The sequence below is a fragment of the Pelagibius litoralis genome (assembly GCF_011683915.1).
GTDB classification, from domain to species: Bacteria; Pseudomonadota; Alphaproteobacteria; order Kiloniellales; family Kiloniellaceae; genus Pelagibius; species Pelagibius litoralis.
In genome coordinates this window covers 181,027-193,523 of the sequence record NZ_JAAQPH010000008.1, presented here as the reverse complement: position 1 = coordinate 193,523, position 12,497 = coordinate 181,027, and the positions used below count along the sequence as shown (strand labels likewise).

Annotated in this window: 11 protein-coding genes; 9 read left to right on the top strand and 2 right to left on the bottom strand. The window is 59.9% G+C overall.

Going from position 1 to position 12,497, the window contains the following annotated elements:
• Positions 1–28: 28 nt before the first annotated feature.
• Positions 29–1,111: a TIGR03032 family protein gene (locus HBA54_RS12405; protein ID WP_167224919.1), complete on the top strand. Its 1,083-nt coding sequence runs from the start codon at positions 29–31 to the stop codon at positions 1,109–1,111.
• A gap of 550 nt (positions 1,112–1,661) precedes the next feature.
• Here the strand turns inward: HBA54_RS12405 and HBA54_RS12400 are convergent.
• Together HBA54_RS12400 and HBA54_RS12395 are read right to left on the bottom strand one after the other, a co-directional pair.
• Entirely contained in the window at positions 1,662–2,471 is an 810-nt protein-coding gene (locus HBA54_RS12400; RefSeq protein ID WP_205944611.1) for an IclR family transcriptional regulator, read from the bottom strand.
• Positions 2,472–2,634: 163 nt separating this feature from the next.
• Positions 2,635–4,008, bottom strand: coding sequence for an MmgE/PrpD family protein (locus HBA54_RS12395; RefSeq protein ID WP_167224915.1), 1,374 nt, complete (start codon positions 4,006–4,008; stop codon positions 2,635–2,637).
• Between the two features lie 184 nt (positions 4,009–4,192).
• On the opposite strand from HBA54_RS12395, the gene HBA54_RS12390 reads away from it, so the two are divergent.
• The 8 genes from HBA54_RS12390 (at position 4,193) to HBA54_RS12355 (ending at position 12,470) form a co-directional block, all read left to right on the top strand.
• Positions 4,193–4,513: a (2Fe-2S)-binding protein gene (locus HBA54_RS12390; protein ID WP_322096033.1), complete on the top strand. Its 321-nt coding sequence runs from the start codon at positions 4,193–4,195 to the stop codon at positions 4,511–4,513.
• A 174-nt stretch (positions 4,514–4,687) separates the two neighbouring features.
• Positions 4,688–5,647 (top strand): SMP-30/gluconolactonase/LRE family protein, encoded by a 960-nt coding sequence (locus HBA54_RS12385; RefSeq protein ID WP_167224912.1) that lies wholly within the window; start codon positions 4,688–4,690, stop codon positions 5,645–5,647.
• A gap of 104 nt (positions 5,648–5,751) precedes the next feature.
• Positions 5,752–7,131 carry an FAD/NAD(P)-dependent oxidoreductase gene (locus HBA54_RS12380; protein ID WP_167224910.1) on the top strand — a complete coding sequence of 460 codons (1,380 nt, stop codon included), beginning with the start codon at positions 5,752–5,754 and terminating at the stop codon, positions 7,129–7,131.
• A complete protein-coding gene (locus HBA54_RS12375; protein WP_167224908.1) occupies positions 7,128–8,342 on the top strand; it encodes an NAD(P)/FAD-dependent oxidoreductase in 1,215 nt (404 codons plus the stop codon). The genes HBA54_RS12380 and HBA54_RS12375 overlap by 4 nt, the downstream gene beginning before the upstream one ends.
• A gap of 38 nt (positions 8,343–8,380) precedes the next feature.
• Positions 8,381–9,403: a TRAP transporter substrate-binding protein DctP gene (gene dctP, locus HBA54_RS12370; protein WP_167224906.1), complete on the top strand. Its 1,023-nt coding sequence runs from the start codon at positions 8,381–8,383 to the stop codon at positions 9,401–9,403.
• A 106-nt stretch (positions 9,404–9,509) separates the two neighbouring features.
• Positions 9,510–10,019, top strand: a complete 510-nt coding sequence (locus HBA54_RS12365) for a TRAP transporter small permease (RefSeq protein WP_167224904.1) — start codon at positions 9,510–9,512, stop codon at positions 10,017–10,019.
• A gap of 6 nt (positions 10,020–10,025) precedes the next feature.
• On the top strand, positions 10,026–11,333 hold the full coding sequence (locus tag HBA54_RS12360) for a TRAP transporter large permease (protein ID WP_167224902.1): 1,308 nt from the start codon (positions 10,026–10,028) through the stop codon (positions 11,331–11,333).
• Positions 11,334–12,470 (top strand): M24 family metallopeptidase, encoded by a 1,137-nt coding sequence (locus tag HBA54_RS12355; protein WP_167224900.1) that lies wholly within the window; start codon positions 11,334–11,336, stop codon positions 12,468–12,470.
• The last annotated feature ends 27 nt before the right edge of the window (positions 12,471–12,497 follow it).

Here is a 12,497-nt window from a genome sequence, read left to right as displayed (position 1 = left end):
GCGGCATCACCAAATGGATGGCGGAGAGATGACCAAGACGGCCGCGACCGGCGCGACCCAGGCGGCCAAGGTGGAACTGACGCCCTCGCGGCAGTTCCCCAACTGGCTGGCCGAGCGGCAGACCAGCCTGGCCTTCACCACCTATCAGGCCGGCAAGCTGTTCCTCATCGGCCTGCAGCCCGATGGCCGCCTGTCGATCTTCGAGCGCACCTTCAACCGCTGCATGGGCCTCTGGGCGGAGGGCGACAGCCTGTGGATGAGCACGCTCTACCAGCTCTGGCGCTTCCAGAACGCGGCCCAGGATGGCCAGGCGGCCAACGGTTACGACCGGGTCTACATCCCGCAGCTCGCCTATACCACCGGCGACCTGGACATCCACGACGTGGCGGTCGACGCCGATGGCCGGGCGATCTTCGTCAACACCCTGTTCGGCTGTCTGGCCACGGTCAGCCCGGCGCACAGCTTCGTCCCGCTCTGGCAGCCGCCCTTCCTCAGTAAGCTGGCGGCGGAGGACCGTTGCCATCTGAACGGCCTGGCGATGGAAGACGGGCGGGCCCGCTACGTGACGGCGGTCAGCCAGTCCGACGTCGCCGACGGCTGGCGTGACCGCCGCGGCGACGGCGGCTGCGTGATCGATGTGGCCTCCGGCGAGATCGTCGTCAGCGCTCTGTCGATGCCCCACTCGCCGCGCCTGCACAACGGGCGGCTCTGGCTGCTGGATTCGGGCACGGGCCATTTCGGCTATGTCGATCCCGAGAAGGGGCATTTCGAGCGGGTGGCCTTCTGCCCCGGCTATCTGCGCGGCCTGAATTTTATCGGCGACTTTGCCGTGGTCGGACTGTCGCGTCCGCGCGGCAACCGCACCTTCAGCGGCCTGGCGCTGGACGACAACCTGGCCAAGGCCGACAGCGATGCGCGCTGCGGTCTGATGGTGATCGACCTGAAAAGCGGCGACATCGTCCACTGGCTGCGCATCGAGGGCGTGGTCGAGGAACTCTACGATGTCGTGACCCTGCCCGGTGCCGTCCGCCCCATGGCGCTCGGCTTCAAGACCGACGAGATCCGCCGCGTCCTCAACGTTGGCGAACCCGGCGCCCTGATCCCGAACTGAGACGCTTTTGCCAGGCCGCAGATGCACGACCGCCGAATGATCGCTTCTGGCGAGAAGCAACTCAGTCGAGGGCAGCGCCGTTCGCCCTGAACTCGAAAATCCAAATCACCGGCAGTTGTGTCTGTGATGCTCCACGCCCAGGTGTCTAGATCGGATCATGTTTTGACGGAACCACTTTGTGGCTGCGCCAAAACATGTGAATCCGATCGCCATCAAATAGTTAGTGCAGATTCACCCGGTCGATGGATCGCCTCTGGCGATTCCATCCGACCGGGATCTGCTCTAGCTGCATGTCCTAGATCGGCGACAAGCAAAGGGCAGCATTAAGTCGGCCTTGGATTTACTGCAGAATTCGATTGTTAGATCAGTACCTTAAGCAAATGTCGGTTTCGGTGGTTGCGGGCCCCCGCAACCAATAAAAGCCCCGTCCAAAAGACGGGGCTTTGTTGGTTTCTGGAAACGGAGTTTTGGAACTTCAGAACAGATCGAAAACTCGCGCGTCTCAATGCCGAGATCGTCGTTCTCGCATGCTTCCGTGGATTTCCGGCATTCAGCGCCGGCGTTTGATCGCGAGATCGAGAGGGTTGATGCTTTCCTCGATTGCCTTGACCTCGCGTTGGAGCAGATCGATAAGTTGTGGCAGGCGTTCTGGCTGCAGTCTGGCACTGGTCATATTGATTGCGAGCGAGCCGACGACGTCGCGGCCATGGGGTAGGATTGGCACGGCGATCGCTGAAATTCCTTCGACCAGGCGGCCATGATCGAAAGCGTAGCCTTGATCCCTTATCTCAGGCAGGCGGTTGGCAATTTCGCTGTTCGATAAGCCGTTGAAGTTGTCATACTGGGGCGCATTGGTTTCCAGGATGATCTCGGCCTCCTCGGGCGGCAGGAACGCGAGGATTGCCTGGCTGGCCGGACCAACGCCGAGTGGGATCTGTCCGCCGACCTGGCCGGTCAGGCTATCGATCATGTAGCTGCCTTCCTGGCGGTCTACGCACACAGTGTTGAAACCACTGCGTGCCATGAGGAAGACCGTGTCGCCGGTCTCAGCGGCCAGGCGGAGGAGCGCGGGATGGCAGATCCGCCGGAAACCAGTGCCATCCGCCGCCTGTGCACCGAGCACGAAAAGTGAAAGCCCGAGGCGGTATCGCCTGGTCGCTTCCTCGCGTTCGATAAGGCCGTGCCGTTCAAGGGCGGCAATGATCCGATGGGCCGTCGGTTGAGTCAGATCCACGGCTTCGGCCAGTTCAGCGGATTTGGCCCCTTGTTCTCCGGCACTGCCCAGATAGCTCAAGATCGCAACAGCGCGATCGAGGAGCTGGGTCCCGGTCGCTTTTTCAGTTGCCTTGTCCTTAATCAAACCTTGCCTCTGCAACATCGACACGGCCGCCAATAGGCCACCGCTGCTTTGTAGACTTAAGTCCGGCATTGCCGGACGACGAACTCAATAGTCTCCTGGCACCTGCCCGGAGTTCTTCGAACCCGATTGCCGAACTCGGAGGCCTGCCACCGGGATTTCAACTTTAGGCATTTTGCACCGTCAATCCAGAACCTTGTTGCGAGTCCCCAAGAGCCGGTGAATTTGCGAGAACATCAAAAAGCGGCTGGGCGTGACCTTCATCAAGCTTCTCGATAGCGGATATCAGAGACGAGGCGAGGCTGGAATCAATGAGATCTTTGGTCGCCGTCTCGAACTTCGCCTTGAGATCGTTTCGGGTCATGGGATTGGTCGCTTCACCCTTGGGCTCGATGATTGTCCGTGTGACACGCCGGTTCGGCATCGTAACCTCCAGCCGTGCCGGTACAGCCTTCGAGAACATGGCATCCAGTTCCGGGTCGACCCACAGGTGGACGCGCTTCGCCAGCGCTATGACCTCGCGGTCTCCAAGAGACTCTTCGGTGAGCGGTAAAAAAGCGCCGACCCCGCGCAATGCCATGAGAGCGAGACAGAAGGGCACGCTGTATTGAGCCGCCTCGAGGTTGGCTGGGGCCAGATCGTTGTTGAGCCTGAACACCCGGCTGAAGGTGTGAACGTCGATCCTTTGTACGGCGGCCAAGTTGACCGCTCCCTCAGTCTGAAGTTCCAATAAGGCGTCGAGTGCGGCATGGGCCCATCGGCAGCAGCTATAGGGTTTGAAGTAGATGCCATCGATCAGCCAGCTTTTACCGAGCGCCCGGGAAAGCTTAAGGGGATCGTAGAATTTGTCGTTGTCGAAGAGATCGATCGGCCCGGTGAACCCTGCTTGCGCCAGATCGACCGCCGCAAGGCCCGTCGCCGTCGCCCAGGCTATGCCTTCCTTCACATGATTACCCATGACCCGCGAGTAAGCGACTGCCGCCAGGTTCGGGGCTGTCGAACCGGCAATCGCAATAGCTTGGGCAATTTTGCTCGGTGGGAGTTTACGGAGCCAGCTGGCTGCTGCTGCCGCACCCTGACCGCACCAGGGCCCGGTTACAAGGGTGTCGAGATTGTCCATGTCTCGTGCGGCGGCAATCCGAATGGCTATCTCGTACCCCAAAGCTATGGCGGTCAACACACGCTCTGCATCCGCTCCACAGGATTCGGCCGTTGCGAGCACGGCCGGGATGATGCAGGCGCCGGGATGGCCGGCCGCTGCCCGGTGGCCGTCGTCCAAATCCATCATCGACGCCGCTGCGGAATTGGCAAACGCTGCGCCGGTGATCGTCAGGCGCACCGGCGAGAACCAAGCCGCAGATTCACCCGCTCCCCAGATTGCTTGCGCGGCGTCCCTGGCCGCCCGCCCACCCGGGGATTCATGCCCCGCAATGGCTGCCGTCATGAGGTCGAAAACAGCACTGACGGCCATTTCTCGTGTCGCCTGCGGTACCGACGTGGTTTCGCTCACAAAATGCGCCAGTTCCTGGGCAATCGTCATGCTGTTCTCCAAGGGATGCGGTCGTTCCGTCAATCTGTGCCGCTTCATCAAGGTATCCAGTATCATCATATAATGATAGATTCTACTTGTATATTCCATACTATGGATTATAAAATATGAGTCAGTGAAGGGCAGATGAGCGTTTTGCAACGCCGGACCAACCGGTGAGCGAAGCGCCGGGGAGATGAACGACATGGGCTTGGCGGGGCATTCCCAGGGACAGTTGCGGCGTGTCGCAGCGACGGACCGGCCACGGATCGCATTCACCCTCGATGGCGCCCTGCTGGAGGCGCTGGAGGGAGATACCATCCTCACGGCAATACTTACGAATTCGCGGTATCTGCGCCGCTTTGAGTTCAATGGCGAACCGCGCGCCGGCTTCTGCCTGATGGGCGCCTGTCAGGATTGTTGGGTCCGTCAGAGTGACGGTATGGCCTTGCGCGCCTGCACTACGTTGATCGAGTCCGGCATGACGCTTCTGACGAGAGGCGCTGACGGTGGCTAGCATCATTTCCTGCGCCGCGACGGTCCGCGCCGGCCATCAAATGTTGCCTGAGCTCCTCAGTGGCACTTGGACGCCTTTGAAGCGACCCGGGATGTCACTATGCGGAACGTTTCCAACGGCCATTCCGCCGGCAGGGGCCTGCCAGCGATTCATGAACATGGGAGATTGGACCAAATGACAATAGTCCAGAATAGAAATGAATCCCGGAAAGGGCGCCTGGCTTCCCGCGCAGGGCGGCCTTTCATTGTTGCAGCCGCTTTGGCCGGACTTTTGGTTTGGGCACCAGGGGCGCAGGCAGCCGATGCCGAAGTTATTGATGCGGATGCCCGTTTTCCCGAGGGCCCGGTTTGGCATGACGGGAAGCTTTACTATGTCGAGTATGGCGGCCACACGGTCATGTCCTGGGATGGTCAGGACAGCGCGGTTGTTTGGACCTTGGACGGCTGTGGGCCCGCTGCTGTAGAGCCGAACGGTGAAGGCGCCTTCCTGGTTACCTGCTATGACAGCAATAGCTTGGTGAAGATCAGCAGTGCCGGAAAAACGCTTCAGACCTATGAGAAAAGCGAGAGCGGAATAGCGCTCATTGGTCCCAACGACATTACGCCTGACGGCAAAGGCGGGTTCTACGTCACGACATCCGGGCCCTGGGAGACGGCGCCCATAGTCGGCGGGGTGTTCCATTACGGTGCGGACGGTTTGATCCGTCAGCTAGCCGATGACCTTCACTATGCAAACGGCGTCGCTTTGTCACCAGATGGCAAGACCCTCTACTGCTCGGAATCATATGCCGGCAGGATCGTCCAATTCACTGTTCAAGACGACGGCTCGCTTGCGGATCGGCGCGAATTTGTCCGCCTGGACAGAGTGATGGACGACACCACCGAGGAGGGCCTTACGCCGGACGGAATGGAGTTCGACGCCGAAGGGAACCTTTACATCGGACTCTATAACCGTCTGGGAAAAATTCTCGTTGTCGATGCCGAAGGAAAATTTCTGCGAACGCTTGACGTGCCATCGCCATACGCTCCAAACCTCTTTTTCGACCCGTCTGGCAAGTTCATCTATGTGACGGCGGTGGACGATGGCGACAACGCGCCTTATCCGGGAAAGGTCTACAAAATTGGCCTTGATTGAGTGGCAAATGGGCAGGCCATCTCATCGGATGAACCGTTGGGCCCTCCTGTACTCCGCAATTCTCACGGGGCCTAGCATGGCAATTGCGCCGAGAGGTACCGGGAATGCCTAGCACCGTCATCGTCGGCGCCGGTCCCGCGGGCGTTCGCGCCGCCGAGACCCTCGTGCAGGCAGGCATTCGCCCGACTGTGATCGACGAGGCCTCCATAAGCGGCGGCCAGATCTATCGGAGACCACCTTCGGTATTCCGCCGTGATCCCAATGCGCTTTACGGTTTCGAAGCGAAGCGGGCCGGTGACCAGCACCGAACCTTCGACAATCTGAGAGACCAGGTTGACTATTGGCCCAACGCCGCTGTCTGGTCTGCGCAGGGACGGACCTTGAGTGTTGTGACCGAGACGGGTCCGAAAGAGTTGAGATGGGACCGCTTGATCCTGGCGACCGGGGCTATGGACCGGGTCGTTCCCTTCGCGGGTTGGACACTGCCCGGTGTCTACACCCTCGGCGGCGCGCAGGTTGCCCTCAAGTACCAGGCTTGTGCCATCGGGGAGCATCCTGTCTTTATCGGCACGGGGCCGTTGCTTTACCTCGCCGCGTATCAATATGCCGCTGCGGGTGTCGATGTCAGGGCCGTACTCGATACGGCGCCGTTCGCCGCCAAGTGCCGCGCGCTACCGGGGCTTATGAGCGGCGGTCGGACCTTTCTAAAAGGCCTCTACTATGTTCTCCGATTACGCGCGCGTGGTATCCAACTAGCGGCGGGCATACGGCCTGTCGCTGTTAATCCTGGACCTGACGGCACGGTTTCAGGGGTTGTTTGGCATGACCGTCGCGGCCGGGAGAAACGGACGGCCTGCGACGCCCTGGCCGCAGGTTTCGGCTTGCGGTCGGAGACCCAGCTTGCCGATCTCTGCGGTGTCTCCTTTGTCTTCGACCCGGTCCAACGCCAGTGGCTGCCTAGCCAGGATGGCGAGGGGCGCGCCGACATCGAGGGTGTCTATCTCGCCGGCGATGGAGCGGCCGTAAAGGGAGCGGATGCTGCCGAGTTGAGTGGCGCACGTGCTGCGCACGCTCTTCTCTACGATCTCGGCCGAGCCGAAAGTGCAAGAGAGCTCAAAGCATTGAACCGGCGGCTCGCCCGGTCTGAGCGTTTTCGCCGATCACTGGAAGCAGGGGCTTTTCCTTTCCCCGCCGATCTCGCGGCCGGAGCCGCTGACGACCTTATGATCTGCCGCTGCGAAGCCGTCACGGCGGGTGAACTGCGCAAGTCCGTTTGTGAGCTCAAGGCAACCGAGCTCAATCGGGCCAAGGCCTTTACGCGCCTTGGCATGGGCCGCTGCCAGGGCCGTGTCTGCGGCCCCGCAGCAGCCGAGATACTCGCCGAGAGCCTCGGGGTGCCTCTTGAAGCGGTCGGACGGCTGCGCGGGCAGGCGCCGGTTAAGCCGGTCCCGATGACTGCCTTCCTCGATGGTGCCGTGTCATGACGAAGGTTGACGTGGCGGTCATTGGGGGAGGGCTGGTGGGCTGTTCAGCGGCCCTCCACCTGCGCCGGCGCGGGGCATCTGTTGTCTTGCTGGAACGACGGCGCTGCGGCGGTCAGGCCAGCGGTGTGAACTACGGTGGCGTGCGGCAGCAGGGCAGGGACCTGGTGGAGTTGCCGCTGGCCAGGCGCAGCCGGCGGATCTGGGCTGAACTCGATGCACTGGTCGGTACTGATTGCGAGTTCGAGGCTACGGGGCACCTGAAGCTGGCCCGCTCGGAATCCGAGATGGCTGAACTGGAAATCTATGCGAGTCGCGCCCGCGAATTCGGCCTGCAACTCGAAACGATAGGACCTGAAAGGATTCGCACGCGATTTCCCTGGCTCGGCGATGGCGTTGTCGGCGGCTCGTTTTGCGCCGAAGACGGTCATGCCAATCCAAGGCTCGTCGCGCCGGCCTTCGCCCGCGCGGCTGTCGCGACGGGGGCCGATATTCGTGAGGAGATCGAAGTCCTCCACGCGTGCCATGACGGTGAAGTCTTCGAACTTTGTCTTTCCGACGGAACATCGGTTCGGGCAGGCCGGCTTATCAATGCTGCCGGCGCCTGGGGTTCGACGGTTTCCGCCTGGTTCGGTGAGCCGGTGCCCGAAGAGGTGATGGCGCCGAACATGTGCGTTACAGGCCCCATCCCATATTTCCTGGTGCCGAATCTCGGCGTTTGCGGCGGTGGTGTCTATGTCCGTCAGATCCGCCGGGGTAATGTCATTTTCGGCGCCGGGGTCGGCGTCGCCGACCGGGATGAAATAGTGGCGCGTCCCTTGGCCGATGTTACCGCTGGCGCCGTCAGGCTCGCGGTCGATCTGGTGCCAAAGCTTGCAAGCGCGCAGATCATCCGGACCTGGACCGGAATCGAGGGCGTTATGCCTGACGGGCTGCCGGTCGTTGGCCTGAGCGAGACGACGCCCGGTCTGATCCACGCCTTCGGTTTCTCGGGTCATGGGTTTCAATTAGGCCCGGGCGTGGGCGCGGTTCTGTCCGAGTTGGCTATCGATGTCGCAACGACGGTGCCCATCGATCCTTTCCGGATAGGTCGATTCTCGAACGACGGGACTTCCCGGCATAGGGCCGGGTCTGCCGCCAGTTCGCCTGGGCGGCAGTCTGGGATGCAGTCCGGGCGGCAGTCGGGCACAACCCGGCTGTCACCGGTCACCTAGGCCCAACATAGCAACCATGTCGTTACAAGGAGGCAAGAATGAACAACAAACTAAAGCACGGATTTCGCATCAGTACACGATCACTGCTGGTTGTGGCCGCTTTTGCCGTCGGCATCTCTACAGCGGCAGCGGCGGAATGGCGGCTTTCAACGTCGTATCAGCCCGGCTCCGATGGCCACAAGGGCTCGCTGGATTTCGCGGAACGCGTCATGAAGGCGACGGATGGCCGCATCGATGTTGAGGTATATCCTGCAAACCAGCTGGGGGACTGGGTGGAGGTTTATGAGCAAGTCATGAGCGGCGCTGTCGAATTGACCATGGGTGCCGTGCCGTCGACCTTTGATCCCCGCCTTGCCATTGATTCCTTCCCTTACGCTGTCACAGACTATGCAGAAGCACAAAAGGCATATTCACCAGGCGGTTACCTCTATGAAATCGTCGATGAGATCGTCGCCGGTCAGGGTGTCAAGATTCTGAGCACATGGGCAAAAGGCATGGGCGGGGGTGCTTTTTCCGAGATCGTGCCAAATCCATACGATCCAAATGCCAAGCAAGGCATGAAGCTGCGCGTCTGGCCAGGCGGCGTAACCGCACGCGCATTGATGGAACGCTTTGGCTATAGCGTCACCATGATCCCTTGGGACGAAGTCTATACGGCGATGCAGACGGGGGTAGTTGAAGGTGTGATCGGGGGTAATCCGGAGCTCACGGTAACCAACTTCCTCGACATCACCAAGATGTACATCCAATACAACAACCACTTCGAAAACCACTACATCATGGTCAATCGAGATCTGTTTGAATCGCTTCCCCCGGAAGACCGGGCGGCGGTCGAGCGGGTGGCCATCGATATCATGAACGAGCGCTTCCCGCTGGCTGAAGCATCTGACGAAGCCTACATGCAGCAAATGCGGGATGCAGGAGTTGAGGTTGTGACCTTCCCGCCGGAACAAGCCGCAGCCTTTGCGGCCGTAGCGCGAAAAGATGTATGGCCCGAAATCAAGGGCGAGATCGGCGATGAGCTCTACAGTCGTCTGAAGTCCGAACTGAACATCAACTGATCGCATCGCGGTGCGGGATCGGATTGCAGCGATCCCGCACCTTCGCCCTCCCGAAAACTCCGCCGGAACGCGACGGGCCGATATGCATGATTCAAAAGGAACGACGATGCTACTCCTGGCGCGCATCTGGCATTTCAAGCTGTTCTTGAAACGCCTGACACTCGTGATCACCTGCACCCTTTTTTCTGTGGTCGTCATTGTTCAGATCGTTGTCCGCTACTTCCTCGTGATCCCAATGCACGGCCTTGAAGAAATTGCCGTCTATTCCGCGGTCTGGACCTATTTTATTGGGGGAGCTTACGGTGCCTATGAACGCTCTCACATTTCGGCGAGCTTGATGGAGATGGTGATTGCGGGCCAGGTTGCCCGCAATTGGATCAAGGTTTTGGCCAACGCGATCACGGTGGTGGTTGCTGTTTGGGCGACGGTCTGGACCTTCCAGTATTTTCAGTGGAGCTTGAGACTTCAGCCGAGATCCCTGGAACTCCAGGCGCCGCTCTATTGGGCTCATGCCTCTATGTTCGTCGGGCTTGGGCTCATGGCTTTCTATTTCGCTATCGAATTTGTCGACAATCTGCTGCGCGTGCTCGGCATTCGTACTGCCTCTGCTGGGTGAACGCTGATGGAACCGATCATCCTCCTGGCCATCAGCCTGCTTGTGCTGTTTCTCGTGATCGGCGTCCCGGTTCCGATGTCGTTCGGTGCCACGGTCATATTCCTTTTCGTTGTCGGCGATTATGGTTCCAGCAACTTCCTGGTGGCGGCAGGCTTCAACAAAACTTCATCGATCATTCTGCTCGCGATGCCGCTGTTCATCCTGGTCGGTGAAATTATGAGCACTGGCAGTCTGGCCAGTCGGCTCGTTGACTTTTGCGATAGTATCTTCGGTCGCCTGAAGGGCGGTCTGGGTGTTGTTGTCGTTGTCGTAACCGCCGTGTTCGGGGCGATATCGGGCACGGCATCCTCGGCGGTTGCGGCAATGGGGACCATCATGGTGCCGCGCATGGTCGAACGCGGCTATGACCGTGGTTATGCTGCCGCCCTCGTCGCGAATTCGTCTGTTCTTGCCCTTCTGATCCCGCCAAGTTCGGCCCAGATCGTATATGGTTGGATATCCGGAACGTCGATCGCGGCTTGCTTTCTTGCGCCGATCCTACCTGCGGCAATTCTCGTCTTCTTGTTCAGTTTCTGGAACTTCTTCCTGACCCGCTCTATGCCGATCCAACAACCGGATCCCGCACCGCCGCGCGAAATCATTCTGGATGTGGCGGAAAAGGGTAAACGGTCGACACTTGCGCTGGTTATGCCCATCCTCATTTTGACCGTGATCTACGGTGGCTTTGCGACGCCGACCGAAGCGGCGGCTGTCGCTGTCGCCTATGCCCTTGTGATCGGCGTAGTGATCTATCGCGACATCAAGATGAAGGACCTCTGGCGGATCGGACACAATGCCGGAACCACGGTCGGCGTCGTCATGGTCCTGGTGTTCTTTGCCGTCATGCTCAGCCGACTTTTCACAATGGAAGGGGTGCCGCAGCAGATTGTCGAAACGCTGCTCTCGATTACAGAAGATCCGCTTCTGATCTTGCTGATGATCAATCTCTTTCTCGTCATCCTCGGCATGCTGATGGATGATTTCAGTGGCCTGCTGCTGGCCACGCCGATCTTGATTCCCATCACCCAGGAAATCGGCGTCCACCCGGTGCATTTCGCGGCGATTATCGGCGTCAATCTGGGCATGGGGAACATCACTCCGCCCACGGCCCCACTTCTCTACTTCGGCGCCCGGATCGGTCAGGTACCACTGCAGAAGATGCTCAAGCCGTCTCTGGTCTTTGTTGTGTTTGGCTACTTGCCAGTTCTTCTTCTCACCACTTTTATTCCCGCCCTGTCGCTTTGGCTGCCACGGCTGGTACTAGGAATCGAATAGATGACAGGCAATCGACAGGCATTTTCTACCGGCGAGTTTCGGGGCCGGGTTCGGCGCGTGCAGGAGGAAATGGGCGAGCGCGGAATCGATGTGCTTTTGATCCATTCACCCGAGAACATCTATTATCTCACGGGGCACCAGACTTCCGGTTACTTTGCCTATCAGGCCGTAGTTCTCACTCCTCATTCGGATCCACAGCTGTTGCTGCGCTATCTGGAACGCGGCAACGTGGACGAGTATTCCTGGCTTCCGGGGGCGGAAACTTGGAAAGAAGGCGATGATGTTGTGGAGAAAACGCTCGATCTGCTGCGCGCAGCGGGAGGGCAGGGTAAGACGATCGGCTTGGAAAAGCGGTCCTGGTTTCTGACCGCTGCCGTTGCTGAGGGGCTGGTTGCCGGCTTGTCGGCGCACATGATTGTCGATGCCAGTCTCCTGGTCGACCATGTCAGGCTGATCAAGTCGGAGGTCGAGGTTCGTTATCTCCGTCAGGCGGGCGCTATTGCCGAAGTCGAGCAACGCGCGGCTGCGGAAGCTATCGCCAACGGCGTTACGGAAGCAGATGTCGCAGCGGCTGTCTTTCATGCCGGAGTCGCGGCGGGTTGCGAGTACACCGGGCTGCCACATCACATCATGTCCGGCTATCGCTACGATGTCTGCCATGCGAACTGGGGACCAAAGGTTATCCGGCGGGGTGAGTTGGTCCTTCTGGAGCTATACGGCTGTGTTGAGCGCTATCATGCCACCCAGATGCGTACCATTTCGATGGGGCCGCCAAGCGATCAGGTAAAAGCGGCGACTGACATCGTGATCGCCGCGCAGGACGCGGCGCTCGCCGCCATGAAGCCCGGAGCTTCGGCGCGCGAGGTTGATGCCCTGGTGCGGGCGCCAATCCGCAAAATTCGACCCGACTACTTCAATCGCAGCGGCTATTCCACTGGCATCGGCTTCCCGCCACGCACGGCGGAATGGGAAGCGCTCGACTTCAACGAACAAGATGACTGGGAGATCAAGCAAGGAATGGTCTTTCACATGCTCGCGCTGGCGTCTGGATTCGGTATCAGCGAGACCGTGGTGATCACGGATAGCGGAATCGAGTGTCTCACGCCGTCCAATGCACGGGAGCTTCTGGTCAAATAACAGGTGCCGGGAAGCAGAGAGTTGGAC

Bases quoted from the DNA above. Each gene is read 5' to 3' on its own strand.
- HBA54_RS12405 (WP_167224919.1), top strand. From the start codon at position 29: ATGACCAAGACGGCCGCGACCGGCGCGACCCAGGCGGCCAAGGTGGAA.
- HBA54_RS12395 (WP_167224915.1), bottom strand. From the start codon at position 4,008: ATGACGATTGCCCAGGAACTGGCGCATTTTGTGAGCGAAACCACGTCG.
- HBA54_RS12390 (WP_322096033.1), top strand. From the start codon at position 4,193: ATGAACGACATGGGCTTGGCGGGGCATTCCCAGGGACAGTTGCGGCGT.
- HBA54_RS12385 (WP_167224912.1), top strand. From the start codon at position 4,688: ATGACAATAGTCCAGAATAGAAATGAATCCCGGAAAGGGCGCCTGGCT.
- HBA54_RS12380 (WP_167224910.1), top strand. From the start codon at position 5,752: ATGCCTAGCACCGTCATCGTCGGCGCCGGTCCCGCGGGCGTTCGCGCC.
- HBA54_RS12375 (WP_167224908.1), top strand. From the start codon at position 7,128: ATGACGAAGGTTGACGTGGCGGTCATTGGGGGAGGGCTGGTGGGCTGT.
- dctP (WP_167224906.1), top strand. From the start codon at position 8,381: ATGAACAACAAACTAAAGCACGGATTTCGCATCAGTACACGATCACTG.
- HBA54_RS12365 (WP_167224904.1), top strand. From the start codon at position 9,510: ATGCTACTCCTGGCGCGCATCTGGCATTTCAAGCTGTTCTTGAAACGC.
- HBA54_RS12360 (WP_167224902.1), top strand. From the start codon at position 10,026: ATGGAACCGATCATCCTCCTGGCCATCAGCCTGCTTGTGCTGTTTCTC.
- HBA54_RS12355 (WP_167224900.1), top strand. From the start codon at position 11,334: ATGACAGGCAATCGACAGGCATTTTCTACCGGCGAGTTTCGGGGCCGG.